Genomic DNA, 25,883 nt, shown 5'->3' on the forward strand with positions numbered 1-25,883 from the left:
GCTGAATTCCAAGCCGCGCCGGCGGTTTACGCAAGTTTTCATCGTGCCGTTCCTTGACGGAACGGGTAGGTTATAGGATACCGCTAGAAATCCAGCACTTTGCGAGAGTGATGGAAAGCGGATAATATGCCGCAAGCTTGGAAATACCGAAGCGACGACCAGGCTCGAAAGTGGCCTCGGCGCTTCAGGACAGTGGCAAGGTATCAGGCATGTATCGCGCCTTAACACGCGACATAGAAGTTGTCGTAGAACCGTTTTATCTGGAGGAGCAATCCGACCCGGATGACGATCGCTATGTCTGGGGATATCGCATCGTCATCTCCAACCATTCGAAGAAGGCCGTCAAGCTGGTGACGCGCTACTGGCACATCACCGACATGAACGGCATCGTGGATGAAGTGACAGGCCCCGGCGTGGTCGGCGAGCAGCCGCACTTGAAGCCCGGCGATACCTATGAATATTCCTCGGGCTGCCCACTCGACACGCCCTCAGGCATGATGTTCGGCCATTACCAGATGGAGACGGACGACGGGGAACAATTCCATGTCAAGATCCCCGCCTTCTCTCTCGATACGCCGAACCTGCTGCGTACCCTGAACTAGAGTAGCATCAGGCCGCTTCTATCTCGGACACTTCGAAGCGATAGGTCGTCGAGCAGAACTCGCAGGTCACGGCGATCTCGCCATTGTCCTGGCTTGCATCGATCTCCTCGGCCGTGAAGCCCTTCAATACACCCTTCAGCTTGTCCCGCGAGCATGAACAGCGATCATAGACGGCCTTCGGCTCGTAGACGCGCACGCCACGTTCGTGGAACAGGCGGTACAGCAGCCGCTCGGTGCCGACCTGCGGATCCGTCAGCTCGTCGGCATCGATGGTTTCCACGAGGCTGCGCGCTTCCGCCCAGGCATCGTCCTCGACATGATGGCGCAGGCCGGTATCGCCGTCGCCGCCATGGATATCCGGCTGACGCATGCGTTCAGGCGCCTCGGGAAGGAACTGCGCGATCAAGCCGCCGGCACGCCAGCGATGACGCGGCTTGTTATTCTCATCGCGATCGAAGAGCTCCGCAGCGCCGAGGCGGACGCGGGTCGGAATCTGTTCCGACTGGCGGAAATAGGTGCCGGCAATCTCCTCGAGCGAAGCGCCGTCGAGCGGCACGATTCCCTGATAGGGTTGCGTAAAGCGGCCTTGATCGATGGTGAAGGCGAGCACACCCCTGCCGAGCAGCTGCTCCGGCTCGGTCCGGCCTTCAGCCACTGCCTTTGCCAGCTCTTCTTCATCGAAACGCGCATAGGCCCTGACATTTTCCGGCGTCGAGAAATCGGCGACCAGAAGATCGACAGGACCGTCGCCCTTGGTTTGCACGGTGAACTTGCCTTCGAACTTCAGCGAGGTGCCGAGAAGCACGGTGAGGACGATGGCCTCGGCCAGAAGGCGTGCAACCGGCATGGGATAGTCGTGCCGGGCGAGGATCGCGTCCAGCAGCGGACCGAGCTGCACGGCACGGCCGCGCACGTCCAAACCTTCCACCTGGAAGGGGACGACGTGATCGTCACCGGCGAAATCGAACTGACCCAGCGAGGCGGCATTTTCGGCCATTGCTTTACTCCTGGAGCATGACGCCGAAAAGTGTGAGCGGTTTTCGGGCGACATCATGCTCAATTTCTTTGATTCTAGAGCGGATTCAGATTTTAGGTCGAACAGACCTAAAATCATCCGGCTCTGGTGCCCGCGCCCTTGAGGCGCGGCTTCATATTCTCAGATCGCGCCCAGGCACCAAGCAAGAATCGACTTTTGCGCATGAAGGCGGTTTTCCGCCTCATCGAAGACAACGGATTGCGGACCGTCGATCACCTCGTCCGTCACCTCCTCCCCGCGATGGGCGGGCAGGCAATGCATGAACAAAGCGTCTTTGCCGGCCTGTGCCATCAAAGCCTTGTTGACCTGATAGGGCTGGAAGACGTTGTGACCGCGAGCCCGGTGCTCCTGATTCATGGAAACCCAGGTATCGGTTACTACGCAATCGGCGCCGGCGACCGCGCGGTCTGCGTCATGCGAGAGCATGATTTCGGCGCCCTCGTTGCGAGCCCAGTTCAGATAGTGATCCTTCGGCTCGGAACCAAGGGGTACCGCCATATTCATGCGATAGCCGAAGCGCGCCGCGCCTTCGATCAGCGAATGCAGCACATTGTTGCCGTCACCTGTCCAGGCGAGCGTCTTGCCCTTGATCGGGCCGCGATGCTCTTCGAACGTCATGATATCGGCCATGATCTGGCAGGGATGCGTGTCGTCGGTCAGCGCATTGATGACCGGAACGGTCGCGTGCTCGGCCAGTTCCAGCAGGCGCGAATGATCGGTCGTGCGGATCATGATCGCATCGACATAGCGCGACAGCACCTTTGCCGTATCGCCGATCGTCTCGGCGCGGCCAAGCTGCATTTCGGTGCCGGAGAGGAACAGCGTCTCGCCGCCGAGCTGCCGCATGCCGACGTCGAAGGAGACGCGGGTTCGAGTGGACGGCTTCTCGAAGATCATCGCCAGCATCTTGCCGGCGAGCGGCTTGTCGGCCGTGCCGGCCTTCTGTGCGCTCTTTCGCACGATCGCGTCATCGATGATGTGACGCAGATCGGCAGCCGGAACGGCAGAGAGGTCGAGAAAGTGTTTCGGAGAAGCCATGTCCTTACCTGTGCTCCAGAAAAAACAATAACGCCCGCGTGGGGCACGCATAAGCCCTTAAATCGGCATCGATTTTAGGAAAGCTTATGCGATTCCTAAATGTTACTGCGTCCTTTGCGCGTCGCCCGACGCGCGGCGCAGTAATCGCCCCATCTACGGGCGTTGAGTTCAAGCCGATTTCTTGGCGCGGGCAGAGCGCGCGCGCTCCGCGGCACGTTCCAGGCGGGCAAGACCTTCGCGCGCTTCTTCAGCGGTCACCACCAGCGGCGGCAGCAGGCGGATGACATTGTCGCCGGCCGGAACGCCAAGCAGATGCTCGGCGCGGATCGCCTGCAGTAGGTCCGCCTGCGGAATGGCCGCCTTGACGCCGAGCATCAGCCCTTCGCCGCGAACGTCTTCGATGATATCTGGAAAACGATCCTTGAGCGAGGCGAGCCCCTGGCGGAAAACCAGCGCGACATCGCGCACATGCTGCAGGAAGCCTTCGGCAAGCACGATGTCGAGAACGGCATTGCCGACCGCCATGGCGAGCGGATTGCCGCCATAGGTCGACCCATGCGTGCCCGCCTTCATGCCCGAAGCGGCTTCCGCCGTCGCAAGGCAGGCGCCGAGCGGGAAACCGCCGCCGATACCCTTGGCAACGGCCATGATGTCAGGCTCGATACCGGCCCATTCATAAGCAAAGAGCTTGCCCGTACGGCCGACGCCGCATTGCACTTCATCGAGGATCAACAGCAGGCCGTGCTCGTCGCAGATCTGGCGCAGTCCGCGCAGGAATTCGTTGGTGGCCGGGCGGATGCCGCCCTCGCCCTGTACTGGCTCGATCAGGATCGCGGCCGTCGCCTCGGTGATCGCGGCACGCACGGCATCGAGATCGCCGAACTGCACCTGATCGAAGCCCGGCGCCTTCGGGCCGAAGCCCTCGATGTACTTTTCCTGACCGCCGGCGGCGATCGTCGCGATGGTGCGGCCGTGGAAGGCGCCCTCGAAGGTGATGATGTGGAACTTTTCGGGATGCCCCTTGGCGAATTGATAGCGCCGCGCCGTCTTGATGGCGCATTCCAGTGCCTCGGCACCGGAGTTGGTGAAAAATACCTTGTCGGCGAAGGTCGCCTCCGTCAGCCGCTTCGACAGCTTCTCCTGACCGGGCACTTCGTAGAGGTTGGACAGATGCCAGACCTTATCGGCCTGTGCCTTCAGCTCCGCGACGAGATGGGGATGCGCATGGCCGAGAGAATTGACGGCAACGCCGGCTGCGAAATCGAGGTAGCGTTCGCCATTTTCGGTAACCAGCCAGACGCCCTCGCCTCGCTCAAACCGCAGCGGAGCGCGCAGATAGGTGTCATAAAGCGGCGTGGTCTCGGCCATGGCCATATCTCCTGATCACAACTTTAAGGACCGATCGCTTCCATTTGATGAAACAGGCCCGAAAAAATCAAAAATGCCGCCTTGCGGCGGCTCGGGCACTATTGATGTTTTGCACCGCGATGTCAACAAAACTGGCGTTTAGCAGGTGCGAGAAAGCGCTTGCGGGCAAAAGAGATGGGTTCGGCGGCGGCTATTGCAGAAATGCCACGCCGGGACAGCAAGTTGGGGAAAACCTCGAAATCGATTCCTCAAGATTCCCGCGACTCTTGTCACGGAGTCAGCCTCACACTAGGTTAAAAAGCAATTGCTAGACTGCATGCGGCGGAACTAGTCACCACAATTTTAGAGCGTTTCGCGCCTCGTTTCCATGCGAGGCAATGGTGAGGGATTCTGCCATCGGAAACGCGACAGCGGAGACAGGGCATGAATTGGACAGACGAACGCGTCGAGAAGCTGAAAAAGCTATGGTCCGAAGGGTTGAGCGCCAGCCAGATCGCTGCGCAGCTTGGCGGAGTGAGCCGTAATGCCGTTATCGGCAAGGTACACCGCCTCAACCTTCCCGGCCGAGCGAAGGCAGGCGGCACGACAACCGCGGCGCGCACGCCGAAGCGCAGCGCCACAGCTCCTCGCGCCACGAGCTACGGATCGCGCGTTGCCACCCGCACCGTAATCACCCGCCAGCAGGGTGCAACCATGCTGAAGGAAGAGATCGAGGTTGATTCCGTCAACGAAATCCAATATCGCCCGGCTGCAAACGTCGTCGTTCCGATCTCCCGCCGGCTTGGCTTGACGGAGCTGACGGAACGCACCTGCAAGTGGCCAGTCGGCGATCCGCTGAAGGACGATTTCCACTTCTGCGGCAATGACAGCCCGGATTCGTCGCCTTACTGCACCTATCACCAGCGCATGGCATACCAGCCGGTGCATGATCGCCGCCGAAACAACGGTTAAGCGTCACATTGTGCAGCAGATTTAAAGCGCTACAGCGACCTTTGCGCGCCACATATGGTGCGCGGCGCTGCAAATGAGAAACGGGCCACTCGAGGCCCGTTTTTCTATTTCCGCCGCTATGTAGTGATGCCCGAGCGGCCTTGCCGCTCAGGCTTCCATGGAATAGCCCGCGCCGCGAACGGTGCGGATGACATCCTGCATATTGGAGAAATTGAGCGCCTTGCGCAGGCGGCCGACATGAACGTCGACAGTGCGTTCGTCGACGTAGATATCGTGGCCCCAGACACCGTCGAGCAACTGTGAGCGCGAGAAGACGCGGCCCGGCGAGGACATCAGGAATTCCAGCAGGCGGAATTCCGTCGGCCCCAGCCGCACTTCGCGGCTCTTGCGGTGGACACGGTGAGTTTCGCGGTCCAGCTCGATATCGCCGCAACGCAACACCGTGGAGAGAACCTCCGGGCGGGCACGGCGCAGCATCGCCTTGACGCGAGCCATCAGCTCCGGCGTCGAGAACGGCTTGACGACGTAGTCGTCCGCGCCGGTGGAAAGGCCACGCACGCGCTCGCTTTCCTCGCCGCGGGCGGTCAGCATGATGATCGGCAGGCGCTCGGTCTCCGGCCGCATGCGCAGCCGGCGGCAGAGCTCGATACCGGACACGCCGGGGAGCATCCAGTCGAGGATCAGGAGATCGGGGATGCGCTCCTGGAGACGCAGCTCGGCCTCATCGCCTCTGAGGATCGTATCTACCTCGAAGCCTTCAGCCTCGAGATTGTAGCGCAGCAGAACGCTGAGCGCTTCCTCGTCTTCTACAACAGCAACTCTCGGAACCATGCGCCTATGGTCTCCTTTCTTCGCTTCCAAATTATTCCGTCACCGCGCCGACGGTGTTGGCGGTATCATCCTTCGGGCGCTCGCCTTCCGGCTGAGCACCAGTCGCCATGTAATAGATCGTCTCGGCGATGTTGGTGGCATGGTCGCCGATGCGCTCGATGTTCTTGGCGCAGAAGAGAAGATGCGTGCAGGTGGTGATGTTGCGCGGATCTTCCATCATGTAGGTCAGCATCTCGCGGAAGAGCGAGGTATACATGGCGTCGATTTCCTCGTCGCGTTCGCGGATCGACACGGCCTTGTCCGGCGAGCGGGTGGCGTAAACGTCCAGAACTTCCTTGAGCTGGCTCAATGCCAGTTCGGAGAGATGCTCGATGCCGCGGGCAAGACGGCGGGGGACGCCGGTGCCCTGTACGGCAATGACGCGCTTTGCAGTGTTCTTGCCGAGATCGCCGACGCGCTCCAGATCGGAGGCGATGCGGATCGAGCCCATGATTTCGCGAAGGTCGGCGGCCATCGGCTGACGGCGGGCGATCGTGACGATCGCCTTGTCGCCGACTTCGCGCTCGGCATGGTCGAGAACCACATCGTCGGAGATGACCTTCTGGGCCAGGGCCGCGTCGCTGTTGACCAGGGCGCGTACGCTGTCGCTGACCATCTGCTCGGCCAGGCCGCCCATTTCCGCAATGCGGCGCGTCAGGAACTTCAGGTCTTCGTCGTAGGCTGAGAGAATGTGAGTGGAGACCATTTTTTCTATCCTCAAAGTGAACTGTGTGAAAGGAGCCGCGCGCCTGACATCATCAACCAAAACGGCCCATGATGTAATCCTGCGTGCGGAAATCGTCGGGATTGGTGAACATCTTATCGGTGTCGTTCTCCTCGACCAGATGGCCGAGGTGGAACATTGCGGTGCGTTGCGAGACGCGGGCTGCCTGCTGCATGGAGTGCGTCACGATGACGATGGTGAAATTCTCCCGCAGCTCGTGAATGAGATCCTCGACCTTGGCGGTCGCGATCGGATCGAGCGCCGAGCACGGCTCGTCCATCAGGATGACCTCCGGGCTGACCGCGACGGCGCGGGCTATGCACAGGCGCTGCTGCTGACCGCCGGACAGGCTCGTGCCGGCATCATGGAGCCGATCCTTGACCTCACCCCAGAGACCGGCCTTCTGCAGGCTGGTTTCGACGATATGCTCGAGATCGGCCTTGGAGCGATGCAGGCCATGGATGCGCGGGCCGTAGGCGACGTTCTCGTAGATCGACTTTGGAAACGGGTTGGGTTTCTGGAAGACCATGCCGACGCGGGCACGCAATTCCACGACATCGATGCTATTGTCGTAGACGTCCTGATCGTCGAGCGTGATCTTGCCGGTGACGCGGCATGTCTCGATCGTATCGTTCATGCGGTTGAGGCAGCGCAGGAAGGTGGACTTGCCGCAGCCGGACGGGCCGATGAGAGCCGTGACCGTATTGGCGCGTATCTTCAGATTGACGTCGAAGAGCGCGCGCTTGTCGCCATAGAAGACCGAAACATCCTGGCCGATCATCTTGTAGGGGATCGTCGTCATCTTCCTGGTCAATGCTCTTTCGCTTGCGGCTTCGGTCATCATGTTCATCTTACGACCCTCCCTTACCAGCGCCGTTCGAAGCGCCGGCGCAGCAGGATGGCGCCGATGTTCATCGCGACGAGGAAGAAGAGCAGCACGATGATGGCGCCGGACGTCCTTTCGACGAAGGCACGCTCGGCTTCGTTCGCCCACATGTAGATCTGCACGGGCAGCGCCGTCGAAGGATCGAGCGGCGATGCTGGATAATTGGCGACGAAGGCGACCATGCCGATCAAGAGCAGCGGCGCCGTCTCGCCGAGCGCATGGGCAAGCCCGAGGATCGTGCCCGTCAGAATGCCGGGCATCGCAAGCGGCAGGACGTGATGGAAAACCATCTGCATGCGCGAGGCGCCAAGGCCGAGCGCAGCACTACGGATCGACGGCGGCACTGCCCGCAGCGCCGAGCGCGTCGCGATGATGATCATCGGCAGCGTCATCAGGCTCAATACGAGACCGCCGACCAGCGAAGCCGAGCGCGGCAGGCCCATCGTGTTGATGAAGACCGAGAGGCCCAGGAGACCGTAGACGATCGAGGGCACGGCGGCGAGATTGTTGATGTTGACCTCGATCAGATCCGTCAGCCGGTTCTTCGGCGCGAACTCCTCCAGATAAATCGAGGCGGCGACGCCGATGGGCAAGGCGAGCACGAGCACGGTCAGCATCAGATAGAGCGAGCCGATCAGCGCGACACCGAGCCCCGCAGCTTCCGGCCGGCTCGAATTTCCGGACAGAAAGAAGCCGCTGTTGAAGGCCTTATATAACGCGCCGCTATCGCTGAGCCGTTTCATCCACGCGACCTGGCGGTCGGATACCTTACGGTCCTTCTCACTGACGGTCAGATCGATCTGTCCCTTGCTGGCGGAATCGATGTTGGCGCTGGCCAGGAAGGTGACGTTCTCCGTCGTTCCGATGATCGACGGATTGGCGGCGACCCGGTCGCGAAGCACGATCCTGGCGCCGTCCGATACCATGGCGATCGCTTCACGAACGAGCGCGTGATTGGCGGGATCAATGCCGAGCGCCTTCACCAGCCCTTCTCGCACCAGCACCTGATAATTGGCTGCTATCAGGACCTTCGGATCGCTGCCGCGCCTGCCCGCCGGGTCGATCGTCTTCTCCGCGAATTCGATCGGCAGGGTGATCGACGTCTGCACGAAGGCTGTATAGCCGTTGCCGACCACGGTCGAGACCAGGATAACAAGGAACACAAGACCGAAGATGACGGCTGTGAAGCCGTAGGCGCGAAAGCGGCGCTCGGCGGCATAGCGCCGTCTGATGCCGATATCGCGGCGCATAAACGCACCCGGCGTGAGCCCGCGAGGCATATTCGGCGCTGAGGAGGATACGACGTCGCTCATTCGTATTGCTCCCTGTATCGGCGGACGATGTAGAGCGCATAGACGTTGAGGCACAGGGTCAGGCAGAACAGCGTGATGCCGAGCGCGAAGGCGACGAGTGTCTGCGGCGAGGTGAACTCAAGATCCCCGGTCAGCTGGTTGACGATCTTCACCGTGACGGTGGTCATCGGCTCGAAGGGATCGAGCTGCATGCGCGCCGCTACGCCTGCGGCCAGCACAACGATCATGGTTTCGCCGACGGCCCTCGACGCGGTCATCAGCAGCGCGCCGACGATGCCCGGAAGGGCAGCCGGCAGCAGCACGCGCTTGACCGTCTCGGACCGCGTGGCGCCAAGGCCGAGCGAGCCGTCGCGAAGCGAGCGCGGCACGGCCGTGATGATGTCGTCCGATAGCGAAGAGACGTAAGGAATGAGCATCACTCCCATGACGAAGCCGGCCGTCAAAACGCTCTGCGCCTCGATGAAGCTTCTATAGCTTCCGGTCATCAAGCCATGGATCTCGGCGGAGATATCTCTCAGAAACGGTCCGACGGTCACGAGGGCGAAAAAGCCGTAGACGATCGTGGGAATGCCGGCCAGAACCTCCAGCATCGGCTTGGCGACGGAGCGAACGCGTGCGGAAGCATATTCGGCCATGTAGATCGCCGCGAACAGGCCGATGGGGACGGCGAAGAGCATGGCCACGAGGCCGATATAGATCGTTCCCGCCAGCAGCGGAATCAGGCCGAAGGTGCCCGAGGTCTGTGACCCCGCGCCGGCAAAGCGCGGATCCCAGACGGTTCCGAAGAAGAATTCGTCGGCAGGCACCATGCTGAAGAAGCGCGCCGCTTCCGAAAGCATCGAAACGACGATCCCCACCGTCGTCAACACGGCGATGGAGGAGGCGATGATCAATGCGCCGAGAATGATCTGTTCGACACGGTTGCGGGCACGAAAACGCGGTGCGATGGCACGAAGGCCGCAGACCGCGCAGAGCAGCGAAACGACGATCGCCGCCGCCGACATCACCATCCGGCCGATTTCACGCATGCTGTTATACTTGTTGGCGGCGTCGATCATGTAGCCCGTGGGGCGAACGGCGAGGGGAACGCCTTTTTGCGCCAGCAGCAGTTGAAGATCGGCCTTGCCGCCATCGACATCGGCAAGCTCCCGGCCATCCAGCATGCGCATGCCATGGGCGATGCTGCGCACCATGCCGTAGCTGAGATTGAGTTCGGCCGGTGGCAGAGCCTGAACCTCTTCAGGAAAGGATTTGGTCACCAGGCGATCGATGACGATGGGGCTGGCGATCAGCCAGACACAGACGAGCGTCAAAGCCGGAAGCACCGCCCATATGGCGGCATAGGCGCCGTGGTAGCCGAGCCGGGAATGCATGGCCGAGGACCTGCCGCCCGACAGCGCAGCCGCCCTCACCCGCCCCAGCACGAAAGCAAAGGCGCCGATGACCGACAGGCAAAGCAGCAGCAGCGATACACTCATTCCCATTCCCCGGCGAACGCCGGCGCGGCACCAAGCCGCGCCGGTGTCCAATCCTTACGCATTCACATGATCTTCCCGTCAGCAAAGTCCTTACGGATTTGGCTGCGCTCGGCATCCGGCGCCGGCACAAGGCCGTATTCCGCCAACGGGCTGTCCGGTCCGATCATCTGATCGCTGGTGAAGAAATCGACATATTCCTTGAGCCCGGGGACGACACCCAGATGGGCCTTCTTGACATAGAAGAACAGTGGCCGCGATACCGGATAGGTGCCATCCGCGATCGTCTGACCGGAGGGCACGATGCCGCTCACGGTGGCAACCTTCAGCTTGTCGGCATTGTTCTGAAAGAAATAGAGACCGAAAACACCGATGCCGTGTTTGTTGGCATTGATGCGGGCCAGCGTTTCGGGGTAATCGCCGTCGATATCGACAGCAGCGCCATCCTTGCGCACGGCAATGCATTTCTTGGCCTGCCGCTCGGCATCGGAGACAGCCGCCTTGATGACATCGGCCGCGCCGGAAGCCTTGCAGCCGGCGGCAAGTACCTTCTCTTCGAAGACTTCACGCGTGCCGTGCTTCTCGCCCGGAATATAGGCGGCGATTTCGAAATCCGGCAGCGACGGATTGATCTCGGACCATTTCTTGTAGGGGTTGGCGACCAGCTTGCCATCGACGACCACTTCGGCGGCAAGGGCCTTGTAGAGATCGGCCGGCTCGAACCTGATGTCCGGATTGCCCTTGTCGAAGGCGAAGACGATACCGTCATAACCGATCTTGATCTGCTGAATATCGGCAACGCCGGCGGCCTTGCAGGCTTCGATTTCACTGCTCTTGATCGGGCGCGATGAATTGGCGATGTCGATGGAATCCGTTCCCACGCCCTTGCAGAATTCCTTCAGGCCGGCGCCTGAGCCGCCCGATTCGACCACTGGGGTCTTGAAGTTGGCAAAGGTCTCGCCGAAAGACTCGGCAACGATCTTGGCATATGGAAATACCGTAGAGGAGCCGGCGATCTGAATTTGATCGCGAGCCGCCGCAGTGCCGGCAAAAGCAGCCGCCGCAACCAGCGCAAGAATGGACATTTTCAAAGCATTCATAACGAACCCCCTGATGAGCTTTGAAGAATGCTGAAGCGAACGCCACATCCGCCTTGTTTCAGCATGCCATTCTTACTGGCGAAAACACCGCCCTTTTATGTCAGGCGAGTGAAACAATTATGACAGGCCATCCAATTGATATGATTAGGGTAATTCACGCCAGAAATAGCGCGTTGCAGAAGCGTTCAGAAGCGGACCGTAAAGTCGGTTCCCTTGCCTACTTCGGACTTGACGATCAATCTGGCGCGGTGGCGGGTTAGGATATGCTTGACGATGGCAAGCCCAAGACCGGTTCCCTTCTTCGAACGGCTGTCCTCAACGTTAACGCGATAGAAGCGCTCGGTCAGGCGCGGCACATGTTCTGCCGGAATCCCCGGCCCCTTGTCGGAAACGACGACCTCGACGGCCTGGCCCGCGTTGCTCAGCAACGAGACCTCCACCGCCTTCCCCTCCTGGCCATATTTGCAGGCATTCTCGATCAGGTTCTCAAAGACCTGTACCAGCTCGTCGCGATCGCCTAGTACCTCGACCTTGCCCGCCGGCAGATGCAGGTCGATGGCCACGCCGAGATCGCCGGCAAGCGGCAGCAGGGAGTCGCGCACATGGCCGAGCAGCGGCACGAGATCCACCTTCTGATCCGGCGCGATATGAGACTTCAGCTCAAGGCGCGACAACGAGAGGAGATCATCGACCAGCCGACTCATGCGCGTCGTCTGATCGAGCATGATGCCGAGGAAACGCTGCTGTGCCTTGGGATCGGCTTTGGCAGGTCCCTGGATCGTCTCGATGAAGCCGCGCAGCGACGCCAGCGGCGTGCGCAACTCATGGCTGGCATTGGCGACGAAATCCGAGCGCATGCGGTCGATATGGCGTATCTCCGATATGTCGCGGAAGGAGAGCAGGAAGAGCGCATCTTCCTGCCTGTCGATCTCGGGCAGATCGATCGGCGCGATACGCACGACATAGACCCGCTCCGAAGGCAGGCGCTCGGAATGTTCGATCTGGTTCGGGGTATTGGTGGTAATCGTCTCGCGCACCATGTCGAGCAGGCCCGGCGAACGCAGCTTCGATGAAATATGCGCGCCGATCGGAAAGGCACCGAAGGCCTTTTCGACGGCGATGTTCTGCACCAGCACCGACGCTTCGCGATCGATGATCAGCACGGGCATGTCGAGCGCCGCCAGTCCCGCAAAGGCGGTGCGCAGCAGGGCTTGCGCATCGACGGGCGCAGGCTCGGCCTGCGACGGCACTTCCACCCGCTCGACCAGCGGCGGGCGAAGCAGCGTGACGATCATGACGATGGCCCAGATCCAGAATACGGCGCCGGTGTTGATACCTTCAACGAGGGCGAGCGCGGCAATCAGCGTCGCCAGAACCAGGATGGCGCTCTCCTGCCGCAGCCGAACTGCCAACTTCCTGACAAATGACCATTCGTCTTCCAACTGCACCCGTCCCTTCGCCTGCCACCATGATATGCTGGATTCCGCGTCTTATCTGCGATTCATGACAGAAGTATTCGGCTCAATCCACAGAAGGCAGCTGCGGACAAGAATAAATGTAGCCGGCAAAAGGGGAAGATGGCAAAGGGGTTGAAAGCATTGAATAAAAGCTCCAGTTTCGTCGAGAAGCTTTTTGCCGTGCCAGGCGGCAGGATTAACACAGTGTAAACAGCCGAGGAGCCTATACATGGGAGAGAAAGCGGAAAGCCGCGCGGTGGAGCTGGAGATCCATGGCGTCAAGCGCACATTCGATGTCGACGACCCCGTCCTGCCGAGCTGGATCGATGACGAAGCACTGACGTCAGGCGGCTATCCCTACAAGAAGAAGCTCAGGGAAGAAGAATATCTCGAAGAGCTGAAGGCGCTGCAGATCGAGCTGATCAAGGTACAATTCTGGCTGCAGGCGACGGGCAAGCGGGTGATGGCGCTGTTCGAAGGGCGCGACGCCGCCGGCAAGGGAGGCTCGATCGCCGCGACATCGGCTCATATGAACCCTCGCCTTGCGCGCGTGGTGGCGCTGACGAAGCCGACGGATCGCGAGGCAGGGCAATGGTATTTCCAGCGTTATGTCGCCCAGTTTCCAACCGCGGGCGAATTCGTCCTCTTCGACCGCTCATGGTACAACCGTGCCGGCGTCGAGCCGGTCATGGGCTTCTGCACGCCGAAACAATACGAGCAGTTTCTGAAGCAGGCGCCGCAAATGGAAAAGCTCGTCGTCCAGGACGGCATTCATTTCTTCAAGTTCTATCTCGATATCGGCCGGGAGATGCAGCTGAAGCGTTTCCACGACCGGAGGCACGATCCGCGCGCCATCTGGAAGCTTTCCTCCATGGATATCGCCGCCCTGCCGAAATGGAAGGACTACACCGAAAAACGCGATCGCATGCTGAAGGAAACGCATACAGACCACGCACCCTGGACTGTCATCCGCGCCAACGACAAGCGGCGGGCGCGCCTGAACCTTATCCGTCACATTCTGCTGACACTCGGCTATGACGGCAAGGACAAGGAAGCCATCGGCAAGGTCGACGAGAAGATCCTCGGCATGGGATCGGATATCCTCGCCTGACGACACGTGGCCTTAGAGCGGTTCAGTTTTTCACGCAATCCCAGACGCAAAACCGCTTGCGCACTTTTTCTGGAATTGCTCCAGGCCTATTGCCCGGGCAACACGCGAATGGCGTAGATGTTGATGCCGCGGGCCTTGCCGTCGACATCGCTGTTGATGATCAGGTGGCCGGAACCGGTTGGTACCGCCGAGCGATCGAACCGCACCTGAAACAGCGAATCCGTCTTCTGGCGGCTGACGGTGAAGCGGTGGCGGCCGCAGCGGCCGAGAGCACCGAAATCGCACTCCACGGTGATCTGCGTCGGCGCATCCGAGGTTGATTGCAACGTCAGTGCGACGATCGAAGCCTTGCCTGCCATCTGCTGTAGTATATTGACCGGCACTTCGACCGAGCCGCTGCCGTCCGAACCACTGCTGAGCGAGGTCAGCCGTACGGCCGGACCCTCGTTCTCCGATACGTTTTCGGCCTTCGACCGCGGGCCGGTCGCCACCTTCGGCGCGTCGGTGGGCTTCAATATCTCGAGCCATTCCGCGGAGAAGCTGTTCTGCGGATCGATGGTCGCCAAGCCCGGATTGACGGGACCGCTATTGTCGTCCTGATCCGACGTGTCGTCATTGCTGCCGTTGCCGCTGAAATCCTGGGAGTCGACATGTGCCGGCGGGTTGGGCACGCTCGAATCCCTCTGAGCGGCCGACATGAACACGCCTGACGTCTTGATCCACCAAGCACCGACGCCCAGGAAAGCGAGCAGGATGCAGAAGACCAGCAGACGCGAGAAGAACTTGCGCGGCTTGCGGCGTACGGCGGCACGCTCCGGCTTGAAGTTCATCGAACGGGCAGCGACCGGCCCTTCCGTCGGTCTGATATCGCTCTCGGCACCGAGATGATCGGCAGGACCCGCGCGCATGTCGCCGAAACCATCCTCTCGCCGCGCCGGCTCGACGGGAGCCGAAGCACCTGCGGAAAACTGCGGATCGCGGGTTTCGCCGCGCACGCTCATAACCGGCTCCGACCGCGGCGAAGGCTGTCCGGCCTCCGCTCGGAGTGCAGCAGGGGAAACATGCGGAGCGCCAAGTTCCGGCGGGACCGGCGGCAAGGGGCGCGCGCGCTCTTCGCCCTCGATCTGCCGGATCGTCATTTCCAGCCGCTGGCGCTGGGCGGCGACAACATCGGCATCGGTAATGTCCTGCTTGCGAAGACCGGCTTCCAGCGCCTGCCGTGCTGACTGATAGATGCGAGCCCGGATTTCCGGATTGGCGCGATCGGACCGCTCCAACGCGCTTCTGATAGCCGTTTCTAATCCGCTCACAGCAGGTCCTTTACTCTCACTCGAAACATACTCGCATACCCTACGGCGAAGGCAGCCACGATTTTATCATTCGTTAACCGGATTCGGTAACGCCCAGTTTGGCAATACGCAAGCCTCCGGCGACGGCGGCGAGTGCTCGGCGGGGGATAAACGGCAAAGACGACGCAAATGGGGTGGCAGTAGGCAGTAGGCAGTAGGCAGTAGGCAGTAGGCAGTAGGCAGTAGGGGAAGGTGTCTGGCATGAGCGGTCAAGCACTATTGCCTACTGCCTACTGCCTGCTATCTCGGCTCTTCCGCCGTCTTCCCCTCTCGAAGGACATCTGCTATCCCTTTTGACGTTTTCGTAAACGTCAAAAGGGATGATGTTCATGGCCCTCCCCCGCATCCTGACCGAGCACCTGCGCCTGCCGGTCGTGGCTTCGCCGCTTTTCATCATCTCTCATCCCGCCTTGACGCTGGCGCAATGCAAGGCCGGTGTCGTCGGCTCCTTTCCGGCGCTGAACGCGCGGCCGGAGAGCCAGCTCGACGAATGGCTCGCCATGATCACTGAGGATCTTGCCGCATACAATGCCGCAAATCCGGACCGTCCTGCAGCTCCATTTGCGGTCAATCAGATCGTCCATACGTCGAACAAGCGCCTCGAACACGATCTGATGCTCTGCGTGAAATACAAGGTGCCGATCGTCATTTCCTCGCTGGGCGCTGTGCCCGAAGTGAACGCGGCCGTGCATTCCTATGGCGGCATCGTGCTGCACGATATCATCAACAACCGGCATGCCAATTCGGCAATCCGCAAGGGCGCAGACGGACTGATCGCTGTTGCCGCGGGTGCCGGCGGTCACGCAGGTCAGCTTTCGCCATTCGCGCTGGTGCAGGAAATCCGCGAGTGGTTCGACGGACCGCTGCTGCTGGCAGGCGCGATCGCCACCGGCGGCGCCATCCTGGCAGCTCAGGCCGCCGGCGCCGACATGGCCTATATCGGCTCGCCCTTCATCGCGACGGAAGAGGCGCGTGCCGCGGACGCCTACAAACAGGCGATTGTCGAGGGCACTGCCGCCGATATCGTCTACTCCAACTATTTCACCGGCGTCCTTGGCAATTATCTGAAGCCCTCGATCCGTGCCGCCGGCCTCGACCCGGACAACCTGCCCGAGGCGGATCCCTCGAAGATGGATTTCGAAGCCGCCACGACCGGCGTGAAGGCCTGGAAGGATATATGGGGTTCCGGCCAGGGCATCGGCGCCGTCAAGTCCATCCAGCCCGTTGCCGCCCTGGTCGACAGGCTCGAGGCCGAATACCGGCAGGCCCGCGCCCGGCTGGCGCTTTGATCGGGCGTGAAAAGCAGGGCTTTTTTCACAGGCATGCCGCTTTTTTGCCGATTGGCGATTTGAGCGCTTGAAATCTGACCGCATAGACTGTATCAGCGCCATGCAAATCGCGGGGCCGAACCGAATGCTCCGCAGAATGCCGCTTTAGCTCAGTCGGTAGAGCACATCATTCGTAATGATGGGGTCACGTGTTCGAGTCACGTAAGCGGCACCATTTGTTTCCAAACATCTCCGCAAGATCGTCAGCGCCCCGGATCAGCAAGTCGCCGACAGCGTCCAGCGACGGAAATCAGTTCGTTATGACGGCCGAAAAATGGCCTCCAGCTAGCACCCCTAAAGCCGCTTCAGCGAAAACGAAAAATGCCCGTGGGATTCCAGGGTCATGTATTCGAACTGCCAGTGGAAATCCCTGCAGAACTGGGTGCAGGCTTCGACCACGCCGTAGGGGATAGCATCGATGACATTGCCGGTGCAGAAGTCGTGGCCGGCGATGCGGCCCTCCTGCTTTACCTTGAAGTGGCTGATCTGCAGCTCCTCCAGGGTCGTCTCATAGCTGTGATTGGTGTCGATATAGACCCAATCGAAAAAGCTGTCGGGAAACTCCGAAAGCCGGACGGTGGAATAGCCCTGGACGATGCGCAGGCGGCCCTGATCCAGCGCGCCTCGGAAATTTGCCCGGATCTGCTCCAAGCCCTCCTGATAGCGGGGCGTATCCCATGCGTCGATCAGGTAAAGCTCTCTAGGTGCGTTCTTCTCAATGATCTCGGCGGTGAAATCGCCGAAAGCCGCGCCAATCTCGGCGCAGACGCCGCCATGCGGCAACCGGTGCAAAAGCTCGCCGCGATCCGGCAGCAGCCGCGCGTTTTCCGTATGATGCAGACCAAGCTGCGTGTGCGGCATTGCGGTCTTGTACTGACATCTCGCGTCGCGTGTTTGCATGGGGTGGCGGATACCTTCGACATTGGCCGAAGGACAGACCGCATGGGCAACCTGCTTCGGAACCGTGGATGCTGCAAGTCTTGGCATCCATGGCTTGTGTCAGGCATTCGGGGCGATCGTAAAACCTGCCGGGCGCGACTGGCGCCATCCGCCGGAACGCCTCCTTTGAAAGCACAAGCGAGCCGGCTTCTCCCAACAAAGTACGTTTGCATGCGATCCGTTGAATGCGCACAATTAGTACAACCAAAGATTCAGATTTTGATGATTTCGTGCGCCCCGGGACAATGCTCTTGGAGGATACATCATGAAGATCGGCGTCGGCATAGCAACATGCGGCCGCAAGGCGATCCTGGCTTCCATGATCGACAGGCTGGCCGCGCAGGCGCGCAGGCCGGATCATCTTTTCATATGCCCGGCCAAAGCCGAAGATGTCGATGTGCCCCGCTTGCGCTCCGCGCCGTTTCCAGTGACGATCCTCTCCTCGCCGCAGGGAAGCTGCCCGCAGCGCAACGCCATCATCGACGCGGCTGTCGGCATGGATGTAGTCGTCTTCTTCGATGACGATTTCTTCCCGGCAACGAACTATCTCGCCGAGACGGAAGCCCTGTTCGAGGCGGATGAAGACATCGTCGTGGCAACCGGCGAAGTCATCCGTGACGGTATCCTTGGGCCGGGCCTGACCGCGGACGAAGCGGATGCCGCGCTCGCAGCCGACGCCACACCCTTTCCGGCGCCGACGATCGAGGCCACGCATAACGCTTATGGCTGCAATATGATCTTCCGCCGAAAAGCGATGCTCGCAAATGGTATTTATTTCGATGAGGACCTGCCGCTCTATGCCTGGCAGGAAGACGTCGATCTATGCCGGCGGCTGCGCCCTTTCGGCAAGATCGTCAAGTTCAATCGCCTGCGCGGCGTTCATCTTGGCGTCAAGGCCGGCCGCACCTCCGGTCTGCGCCTCGGCTATTCGCAGGTCGCCAATCCGCTCTATCTCGTCAAGAAACGCTCCGTTTCACTGAAATGGGCACTGAAGCTGATGGGCGGCAATATCGCTTCGAATATCGTCGGCGCCGTCAACCCGCCGCCCTATATCGACCGCCGCGGCCGCCTGCGGGGCAATCTCCTCGCGGTCGGTCATCTCCTCAGCGGATCGCTCGATCCGAAATACATCAACCGGATGTGAACCCGGCCGGTTCGGCAGGAATTCGATGCGCGACCAACAAAATTGAAGCCCGGCATTCGAATGGTCTCGTTCCGTGATAATGATTGAAGCCAGCTTCGCAATCGGCGCCGGATATTCTCTATCCGCGTTGCCTACCGTTTCAAGGACATCCCATGATTCACGTTCTCGCCATCCTCACCGCCCTGCCCGGCAAGCGCGCCGAAGTGCTCGAAGCCTTCCAGGCGAATGTTCCGGCCGTTCATGCCGAAGACGGCTGTATCGAATATACCGCCGTCGTCGATGTCGAAGGAGCAGATCCGGCCTTTGGGCCTGATACGTTCGTCGTGGTCGAGAAGTGGACAAGCATGCAGGCGTTGAAGGCCCATGCGGCTTCCGCGCATATGGCCGCTTACGGCGAAAAGGTGAAGCATCTGATGGCGGAGCACGCTGTTCACGTCCTGAACCCGGCATGAGCCTTTCGCTGCCGGGCAGCTTATGAAATCATCAGGAAGCGGCACCGCAAGGCGCCGCTTTTCTGTCAGCCCGCTTCGTCAGTTGTGCGAGAAATGCGGCTGGTTGTAGTACCGCCAATGCCCGCCGCCGTGCCATCCGCCGTGATAATATCCACGGCCGCCACCCCAGCCGTGATGGTGGTGGTGAAATCCGCCGAAGCCTCCAAACAGGCCGAACGAGTAAAATGGCGCGTAGCCGCCATAATAAGGCTCGTCGTAACCATAATCGGGCCGGTAGTAATAGGGATAAGGGCGGTAATAGGGACGATAGTAGTAGCGATGATAATAATGGTGTCTATAGACCATTACCCGGTAGTGATGATGGTGCCAGTGATGGTAGTGACGACGTGCTTCGGCATGAGTTGCAGGCAGTGCCAGCATGCCTAGCGCAATAAGCGCTGTTGCCAGAATTTTCATTTCCAGCCTCCTTGAATGCCGGACGCAAACGCGACTCGGATCATTCGCTTCGTCCGGACGATATGGTAAACGCAGAAGCACCTTCGATGGTTCCGCGGATACGCGACACGGTAGGCACGATCGCCGGCCCCAAATCGTTGCTCGTTCCACGTACAGGCTGCGAGTTTTACGATCGACAGGGGAGATCATGGAGCAGTGGAGCGGCTTGACGAGGCGCAGGCATGTTCGCTCTGCCGCCGATCGACATGGCGGAGATACCACTGGAAACCAGGCGAGCAGCCCGATCGGACAAGCTGAAAAAGCGGCACGGCAAGAACGGTTCAGTGTTTCTTGGAATCTCTGAACCGTTCCATCTATGAGCGTACTGTTTTCAGCCTATCCGCAGCCGTCAGGCATGCGAGAAATGCGGCCCGCCGTGTCGGCGATGATGGTGTGGCCCATGCCGCCAGCCGTAGTGGTGATGCCAACCGTGATAGGGGCGATAATAATGACGGTGGTGGTGGTGATGCATCATGATGGGGCGATGGTGGTGCCAGCGGTGATGATGGTCACGCGCTTCGGCATAGGTAGCAGGTAGAACAATAATGCCTAATGCGACGAGCGCCGTTGCAAGAATTTTCATCTATGGTCTCTCCTTGGGTGCCGAACGAGTCCCCCGGCTGCGTACGCCCGGACTAACCTAACCCACATGAACGCGAATGTGGAGCATTTGTTCCGGGACCTTCAGGACGACAGACGCTTTGGCGCTGTTTCCATCTCTCCAACCAGTTCGCGAACCGCCTGCAGGATCAGCCGGCAGGCTTCGACGGAGGCTTTGCGGCCATTATGGGCAAGATGATAGGACAATGGCAGGGTTTCATCCGGATCGACGATCCTCACCTTGTCCGCAATCGGCAAGGCGCTGACACGGCCGAGAAACGAGACATAGCCATGATTGGCGACGAGATCGACAATGACGGGCAAAGAGTCCGCCGAGGTGATGTCGCGGCCGCGAAACCGGCGGCGATCGCGGCTATCGTAGCCGAAGGCCGTTGCAGCATTGCCGATGCCGGTGCGCGGGCTCGGCACGCAGAGCGGATGGTTTTCCACGAGCGCGGCGAAGGTCTTCTCGGTGCTGTCGGGCGGCGCGATCGCCACCATATCGGTCGCGACGAGCTCCATATGTTCGAACGCGTCGAGACCGAAGACGGAATCGACGATGGCAACGTCGATGCGGCCGGAACGGAGCGCCTCGCGCAGATCGTCGGCCGTCATCAGCATCAGCGACAGCATGTTGCGGTTGCCGCCGATGTTCCAGCGTGACACCAGGCTCGCAAGCGAGCGGGCGACCCAGCTTTCCGAGCCTGTGGGAATGATCGAGCCGATACGCACCGCGCGGGCGGTTCGCTGAAAGCGTTCGTCCGCGGCGGCTTTCATTTCGTCCCAGGCCTGCGCAATGGCGGCGAGGATGGCGCGAACCTCCTGGCCGGCCTCCGTCAGTACCGAGCCCTGCGCCTGCCGTGCGAACAGGCGGCAGCCGAACAATTCCTCGAGATTGGCGATCTGCAGGGAGAGCTGCGGCTGTCCCAGACGCAGACGGCGGGCAGCGCGATTGATGCTGCCCTGATCGGCGACCTCGAGGAAGCGTTCGATAGTGGCGAGCTTCAACGGCAGGCGCGCGGCCCACTGGTCGTAATCCTGCGGCGCCGGCGGCTCTTTCACCAAGGCGGAGAGCTGGCGGATACAGCCGAGAATGGGTTGCAGGCCCTTCTGGACCTTGGAGCTCGCCAAAAGGGTCGCAAGCTCGCCGGATGCGCGCTCGACGAGCTTGAGGGCCAGTTCTGTCTCCAGCCGGCGCAGCGCGCCTGAGACGGTCGAGGCAGAAAAGGAAAGCCGGCGCGCGGTTTCCCTCACGGAGCCGACGGAGAATACCATATCGGCTATGACCAACGCGCCGAGATACAAATCCCATCCCCTTATCCGCAGCGTGCATTCTGGCTCGACTGCAGCGATATCAACAATATCCCGAGGATACGATGTGTTCTCGAAAAAAGATATCCCTAAGCCAAAAGGCGCCGGCTATCGTTTTCTCGGCGCCTTATCGATCCGGCCGCAAAAATGAGATCGGAACAGCGCCAAACGGGTAAGGGGAACAAAAACAAACGCGCTTGCCCCCGAAAAAAGAAATCTAATTTCGCGCGAATGTCGAGTACGCTCGCCATAATCGCGCGACTGCAACGGGAATCTGAGCGCATCGATTTTTCCGCGATGAGCGCTACCTACCCGAAGCAGCCACGAATTCGCCTATGGGCCGCCGGCCCGCTCGAAACCTGCCTGTCCGGACTGCGCCTTTCGAGGCGGCACGGGCAGGCAGAACAAAGGTTAACGGGGTACAAAGGGAAACATCATGTTCAAGAAGCTTGCACTTGCCGCCACGCTGACGGCTCTCCTTGCCAGCGGCGCCAGCGCTGCCGACGTCGTCGTCTCCTCGAAGATCGACACCGAAGGCACCCTTCTCGGCAACATCATCCTTGCCGCGCTCAACGCCAACGGCATCAAGGCGCAGGATCGCATCGCGCTCGGCACGACGCCGGTCGTACGCAAGGCGATCACATCAGGCGAGATCGACATCTATGCCGAATATACCGGCAATGCCGGCTTCTTCTTCAACAAGGCCGACGACGCGGCCTGGAAGAACCTGCAGCAAGGCTACGATCTGGCCAAGAAGCTGGACTACGACGCCAACAAGATCGTCTGGCTGACGCCCTCGCCCGCCAACAATACCTGGGCGATCGCCGTGCGCAACGATGTCGCCGGTCCTGCCAAGCTGAAAACCATGTCCGATTTCGGCAAATGGGTCTCCGGCGGCAGTGCCGTCAAACTCGCGGCCTCTTCCGAATTCGTCAACTCTCCGGCAGCCCTGCCTGCCTTCGAGACCACCTACAGCTTCAAGCTGAAGCCGGATCAGGAAGTCGTGCTTTCGGGCGGCGACACGGCAGCGACGATCAAGGCTGCGGCCGACCAGACCAACGGCGTCAACACCGCAATGGTCTATGGCACGGACGGCGCCATCGAAGCCGCCGAGCTGACTGTTCTCGAAGACGACAAGGGCGTGCAGCCGGTCTATGCGCCGACGCCGATCATCCGCGAGGCAGTGCTGAAGGCCAATCCGAAGATCGAAGAAGTTCTGGCGCCGATCTTCAAGGGCCTGACTGCCGATGTGCTGCGCAAGCTGAACGGCCGCATCCAGGTCGATGGCGAGCCGGCCAAGGCCGTTGCCGAATCCTACCTCAAGGACAAGGGCTTTCTGAAGTAAGGCTTTGACGCTGCTCTTGCGGCTCCATTTTGATAAAGTGGAGCCGCGGGCTTTCCTATGGGCATGATCTTGTCCGAACCCGCCTCGAATTTTCGGCTCATGCGCTGACGGAGCTTGTCTGATGGAAGATGCGCTAGCGGTCCGCGGAGTGGACCGTCTCGGAGTGGTATTGGTGGCGGGCGGCGCGCTCGCGGTAGCCTGGATGCCGTTCATCATCGTCAAGGCGAACCGCATCGCAGCCGGCAAGCCACAATTGCTCATGCAGCTCATTGGCCAGCCGGCCGCCATCACCTTGCTCGTCCTTCTGACCGCAGCCGCACTTGCCGCACTCTTCCTGCACAATCAGGTCGTTCGCCTCGCCATCGCTACGCTGGCGATAGCGGCACTCATCGTAACGCTCGGCCTTGTTTCGACCGCTGCAACGCCCGTAGGCAGCACGGTGGCGCGGATTACGCCCGGCGGCTCCTTCTGGGTGCTGCTGGCCGTGGTGGGACTGATGATTTCGGACGCCCTTGTAAAGCTGCGGCTGACACCGTGGCTCAGGGTCGCAGCACTTGCGATCTATGCCGCCCTGCTCGCAGCCGTCCTGCGCTCCGGCCTCCTCGACAATCTCTCGATCATGAAGGAATACGCCAACAATGCCGGCAAGTTCTGGCATGAGGCGCTCAACCATGTGTTCCTCTCCCTCGGCTCCGTCGCCATCGCCATCGTGCTGGCGCTGCCGCTCGGCATCTTCTGCTACTGGCAGCCACGCATCCGCGCCGTGGTGCTGCGGGCATTGAGCCTGGTGCAGACCATTCCGAGCCTGGCACTGTTCGGCATCCTCATGCTGCCGCTCGGCTATATCGCCGCCAATGTGCCTTTCGCCGCGGCCATCGGCGTCAAGGGCATAGGCGTGGCGCCGGCGCTGGTGGCGCTGGTCATCTATTCGCTGCTGCCGATCGTCGCCAATACCGTCGTCGGCCTTGCCGGCGTCGATCCTTCGGTGCGCGATTCCGCCGCCGGCATGGGCTTGACGCGCCGGCAGATACTGACCGGCATCGACCTGCCGCTCGCCTTTCCCGTCATCCTCACCGGCATCCGCATCGTGCTGGTACAGGCGATCGGCCTCGTCACAGTGGCGGCGCTGATCGGCGGGGGCGGCTTCGGCCTCTTCATCTTCCAGGGCATCGGCCAGACGGCCAATGACCTCGTACTGCTCGGCGCCGTGCCGACGGTCTTTCTCGCCTTCTCATCGGCCGTCATCCTCGATGCGGTCATCGACAGCATCCGGGGACAACGCGCATGACCAACATGATCAAGCTCGAGGGCGTCACCAAGCGCTACGGCAGCGCTACCGTGGTCGACGATGTCACGATGAGCATGGAAAAGGGCACGATCACCGTCATCGTCGGCACCTCCGGCTCGGGCAAGTCGACGCTGATGCGGATGATCAACCGGCTGGTGCCGATCAGCGAAGGCCATATCGCCGTCGGCGGCCAGGACATCATGAAAGTGCCGGCGACCGAGCTTCGCCGCCGCATCGGCTATGCCATCCAGGGGCACGGGCTGTTTCCGCATCGTACCGTCGCGCAGAATATTGCCACCGTCCCCGAGCTGCTCGGCTGGGAGAAGGCGCGCATCGACCAACGCGTCGAAGAGCTCCTCGATCTCTTCCATCTCGATCCCGGCATCTTTGCCAAAAAATATCCCAGCCAGCTTTCCGGCGGCCAGCAGCAGCGCGTCGGCGTGGCGCGCGCGCTTGCGGCGGAACCGGAGCTGCTGCTGATGGACGAGCCCTTCGGCGCGCTCGATCCGGTGATCCGCGGCAAGGCGCAGGATGATCTCCTCGCCATCCAGAAAAAGTTCGGCACGACCGTCATCCTCGTCACGCATGACATGGACGAGGCCTTCCATCTCGGCGACAAGATCGCCGTCATGAGCGCCGGCAAGCTTTTGCAATGTTCGGAGCCGGAAAAGATCCTGACGGAGCCGGCCGATCCCTTCGTCCAGCAACTGACCGGCACATCCGATCGCGCGTTGAAACTGATGTCGCTGCTGCCCCTGAAGGAGAGCATGCAGCCGCTGCGACCCGGTCTCGGCTACCGCCTGCCGCAGACCCTCAATCTGCGCGATGCCTTGGCCGAATTGATCTGGCAGGGCGCGGACGAGGCGACCGTCGAGGACGAACGCAAGATGCCAGTCGGCTCGATCTCGATCCAGCACCTGATCGAGCTGGGCCGCAAAGCATGAGATTTCTCACCCCCAATCTCTTTCGCCTCCTGGCCCTGGCATTGCTTCTGGTCATGCTGTTTCGGCCGGAATGGCTGATGCCCGTTCTGGCGCCGCTGACCAAATTCGGGGCGTCGCCGATCTATATGCAAAACAGCTTGCCGAGCCTGGCGCTCAGCCATCTCGAACTGATCGTCATCTCGATCGCCGCGAGCGGTATCCTGGCGGTGCTTGGCGGCATTTTCGTCACGCGGCCGATTGGCGCCGATTTCCTGCCGCTATCGCGGGCGATCGCCAATGCCGGGCAGACCTTCCCGCCGGTTGCCGTGCTGGCGCTTGCGATCTCGACCACAGGCTTCGGCGCCGTGCCGACGCTGATCGCGCTTTTTCTCTATGCGCTGCTGCCGATCTTCGAAAACACGGTCGCCGGTCTGCAACAGGTGCCGGCCTCGGTGCTCGATGCCGCCGACGGCATGGGTATGAGCGGCTGGCAGCGCCTTACCCGCGTCGAGCTGCCCCTCGCCCTGCCCTTGATCATCGAGGGACTGAAGATCGCGACCGTCATCAATATCGGCACGGCGACGATCGGCTCCACCGTCGCCGCCAAGGGGCTCGGCGAAGTCATCATCGCCGGCCTCATCAACGACAACACCGCCTTCATCCTGCAGGGCGGGCTGATCGTCGGCCTGATGGCGGTGCTGATCTATGACGGCATGGAGATGATCGAACATTCCGTAACCCGCAGGATCGGGCTGCAATCCCATTGAGACGAAGGCCG

25 protein-coding genes and 1 tRNA gene are annotated in these 25,883 nt (G+C 60.9%); 11 read left to right on the forward strand and 15 right to left on the reverse strand.

Translation table 11 applies throughout. The features are described 5' to 3' along the window. The first annotated feature begins 209 nt into the window (after positions 1–209). Entirely contained in the window at positions 210–602 is a 393-nt protein-coding gene (apaG, locus tag Q4Q11_RS15640) for a Co2+/Mg2+ efflux facilitator ApaG/CorD (RefSeq protein WP_069611387.1), read from the forward strand. Positions 603–609: 7 nt separating this feature from the next. Here apaG and Q4Q11_RS15645 read toward each other — a convergent pair whose 3' ends face one another. From Q4Q11_RS15645 to Q4Q11_RS15655, 3 genes are all read right to left on the reverse strand, one after another. Continuing rightward, positions 610–1,599 (reverse strand): Hsp33 family molecular chaperone, encoded by a 990-nt coding sequence (locus tag Q4Q11_RS15645; protein WP_113213927.1) that lies wholly within the window; start codon positions 1,597–1,599, stop codon positions 610–612. Positions 1,600–1,758: 159 nt separating this feature from the next. Beyond that, positions 1,759–2,676, reverse strand: coding sequence for an ornithine carbamoyltransferase (gene argF / locus Q4Q11_RS15650; protein WP_113213928.1), 918 nt, complete (start codon positions 2,674–2,676; stop codon positions 1,759–1,761). Between the two features lie 168 nt (positions 2,677–2,844). Then, a complete protein-coding gene (locus Q4Q11_RS15655) occupies positions 2,845–4,044 on the reverse strand; it encodes an aspartate aminotransferase family protein (RefSeq protein ID WP_113337045.1) in 1,200 nt (399 codons plus the stop codon). 423 nt (positions 4,045–4,467) lie between these two features. On the opposite strand from Q4Q11_RS15655, the gene Q4Q11_RS15660 reads away from it, so the two are divergent. Beyond that, positions 4,468–4,995, forward strand: a complete 528-nt coding sequence (locus Q4Q11_RS15660) for a GcrA family cell cycle regulator (protein ID WP_113213929.1) — start codon at positions 4,468–4,470, stop codon at positions 4,993–4,995. Between the two features lie 147 nt (positions 4,996–5,142). On the opposite strand, the gene phoB is transcribed toward Q4Q11_RS15660, so the two are convergent. From phoB to phoR, 7 genes are all read right to left on the reverse strand, one after another. Next, positions 5,143–5,826 (reverse strand): phosphate regulon transcriptional regulator PhoB, encoded by a 684-nt coding sequence (gene phoB / locus Q4Q11_RS15665; protein ID WP_004128368.1) that lies wholly within the window; start codon positions 5,824–5,826, stop codon positions 5,143–5,145. Between the two features lie 31 nt (positions 5,827–5,857). Further along, on the reverse strand, positions 5,858–6,571 hold the full coding sequence (gene phoU / locus Q4Q11_RS15670; RefSeq protein WP_015338719.1) for a phosphate signaling complex protein PhoU: 714 nt from the start codon (positions 6,569–6,571) through the stop codon (positions 5,858–5,860). 52 nt (positions 6,572–6,623) lie between these two features. Continuing rightward, entirely contained in the window at positions 6,624–7,439 is an 816-nt protein-coding gene (gene pstB, locus Q4Q11_RS15675) for a phosphate ABC transporter ATP-binding protein PstB (RefSeq protein ID WP_113213930.1), read from the reverse strand. Positions 7,440–7,453: 14 nt separating this feature from the next. Then, positions 7,454–8,755: a phosphate ABC transporter permease PstA gene (gene pstA, locus Q4Q11_RS15680; protein WP_498570074.1), complete on the reverse strand. Its 1,302-nt coding sequence runs from the start codon at positions 8,753–8,755 to the stop codon at positions 7,454–7,456. Positions 8,756–8,784: 29 nt separating this feature from the next. Further along, positions 8,785–10,266, reverse strand: a complete 1,482-nt coding sequence (gene pstC, locus Q4Q11_RS15685; protein ID WP_113213931.1) for a phosphate ABC transporter permease subunit PstC — start codon at positions 10,264–10,266, stop codon at positions 8,785–8,787. 62 nt (positions 10,267–10,328) lie between these two features. Then, a complete protein-coding gene (locus Q4Q11_RS15690) occupies positions 10,329–11,363 on the reverse strand; it encodes a substrate-binding domain-containing protein (protein WP_498570061.1) in 1,035 nt (344 codons plus the stop codon). Positions 11,364–11,548: 185 nt separating this feature from the next. After that, entirely contained in the window at positions 11,549–12,775 is a 1,227-nt protein-coding gene (gene phoR / locus Q4Q11_RS15695) for a phosphate regulon sensor histidine kinase PhoR (protein ID WP_498570062.1), read from the reverse strand. A gap of 274 nt (positions 12,776–13,049) precedes the next feature. Between phoR and ppk2 the strand changes: the two genes are divergently transcribed. Then, the gene (gene ppk2 / locus Q4Q11_RS15700; protein WP_113213932.1) at positions 13,050–13,931 is read left to right on the forward strand and encodes a polyphosphate kinase 2; all 882 of its coding nucleotides are present in this window, start codon (positions 13,050–13,052) and stop codon (positions 13,929–13,931) included. Positions 13,932–14,017: 86 nt separating this feature from the next. Here the strand turns inward: ppk2 and Q4Q11_RS15705 are convergent, their stop codons facing one another. Then, on the reverse strand, positions 14,018–15,241 hold the full coding sequence (locus Q4Q11_RS15705) for a hypothetical protein (RefSeq protein ID WP_113213933.1): 1,224 nt from the start codon (positions 15,239–15,241) through the stop codon (positions 14,018–14,020). A 368-nt stretch (positions 15,242–15,609) separates the two neighbouring features. Between Q4Q11_RS15705 and Q4Q11_RS15710 the strand changes: the two genes are divergently transcribed. Beyond that, a complete protein-coding gene (locus Q4Q11_RS15710) occupies positions 15,610–16,569 on the forward strand; it encodes an NAD(P)H-dependent flavin oxidoreductase (RefSeq protein WP_112506774.1) in 960 nt (319 codons plus the stop codon). A gap of 138 nt (positions 16,570–16,707) precedes the next feature. Continuing rightward, positions 16,708–16,783, forward strand: a tRNA-Thr gene (locus Q4Q11_RS15715). Positions 16,784–16,902: 119 nt separating this feature from the next. Here the strand turns inward: Q4Q11_RS15715 and Q4Q11_RS15720 are convergent. Then, a complete protein-coding gene (locus Q4Q11_RS15720) occupies positions 16,903–17,508 on the reverse strand; it encodes a class I SAM-dependent methyltransferase (RefSeq protein WP_498570075.1) in 606 nt (201 codons plus the stop codon). Positions 17,509–17,812: 304 nt separating this feature from the next. Here Q4Q11_RS15720 and Q4Q11_RS15725 point away from each other — a divergent pair, with 304 nt between their 5' ends. After that, positions 17,813–18,691 carry a glycosyltransferase gene (locus Q4Q11_RS15725; protein WP_113213934.1) on the forward strand — a complete coding sequence of 293 codons (879 nt, stop codon included), beginning with the start codon at positions 17,813–17,815 and terminating at the stop codon, positions 18,689–18,691. 152 nt (positions 18,692–18,843) lie between these two features. Beyond that, positions 18,844–19,143, forward strand: a complete 300-nt coding sequence (locus Q4Q11_RS15730; protein ID WP_113213935.1) for a putative quinol monooxygenase — start codon at positions 18,844–18,846, stop codon at positions 19,141–19,143. Between the two features lie 78 nt (positions 19,144–19,221). Here Q4Q11_RS15730 and Q4Q11_RS15735 read toward each other — a convergent pair whose 3' ends face one another. The 3 genes from Q4Q11_RS15735 to Q4Q11_RS15745 all read right to left on the reverse strand — a co-directional run bounded on the left by Q4Q11_RS15735 (position 19,222) and on the right by Q4Q11_RS15745 (position 21,543). After that, complete coding sequence (locus Q4Q11_RS15735; protein ID WP_498570063.1) at positions 19,222–19,599, reverse strand: hypothetical protein; 378 nt, start codon at positions 19,597–19,599, stop codon at positions 19,222–19,224. 388 nt (positions 19,600–19,987) lie between these two features. Continuing rightward, entirely contained in the window at positions 19,988–20,221 is a 234-nt protein-coding gene (locus Q4Q11_RS15740) for a hypothetical protein (RefSeq protein ID WP_162701374.1), read from the reverse strand. A gap of 101 nt (positions 20,222–20,322) precedes the next feature. After that, positions 20,323–21,543: a LysR family transcriptional regulator gene (locus tag Q4Q11_RS15745; RefSeq protein ID WP_498570064.1), complete on the reverse strand. Its 1,221-nt coding sequence runs from the start codon at positions 21,541–21,543 to the stop codon at positions 20,323–20,325. A gap of 442 nt (positions 21,544–21,985) precedes the next feature. Between Q4Q11_RS15745 and osmF the strand changes: the two genes are divergently transcribed. From osmF to Q4Q11_RS15765, 4 genes are all read left to right on the forward strand, one after another. Next, positions 21,986–22,894, forward strand: coding sequence for a glycine betaine ABC transporter substrate-binding protein OsmF (gene osmF, locus Q4Q11_RS15750; protein ID WP_112506441.1), 909 nt, complete (start codon positions 21,986–21,988; stop codon positions 22,892–22,894). 121 nt (positions 22,895–23,015) lie between these two features. Next, positions 23,016–24,182 (forward strand): ABC transporter permease, encoded by a 1,167-nt coding sequence (locus tag Q4Q11_RS15755; protein WP_498570065.1) that lies wholly within the window; start codon positions 23,016–23,018, stop codon positions 24,180–24,182. Beyond that, positions 24,179–25,126: an ABC transporter ATP-binding protein gene (locus tag Q4Q11_RS15760; RefSeq protein WP_498570066.1), complete on the forward strand. Its 948-nt coding sequence runs from the start codon at positions 24,179–24,181 to the stop codon at positions 25,124–25,126. Before Q4Q11_RS15755 ends, Q4Q11_RS15760 begins: the two co-directional genes overlap by 4 nt. Continuing rightward, the gene (locus tag Q4Q11_RS15765; RefSeq protein ID WP_498570067.1) at positions 25,123–25,872 is read left to right on the forward strand and encodes an ABC transporter permease; all 750 of its coding nucleotides are present in this window, start codon (positions 25,123–25,125) and stop codon (positions 25,870–25,872) included. Before Q4Q11_RS15760 ends, Q4Q11_RS15765 begins: the two co-directional genes overlap by 4 nt. The last annotated feature ends 11 nt before the right edge of the window (positions 25,873–25,883 follow it).

This window comes from Rhizobium sp. UFLA01-1127 (genome assembly GCF_059803845.1).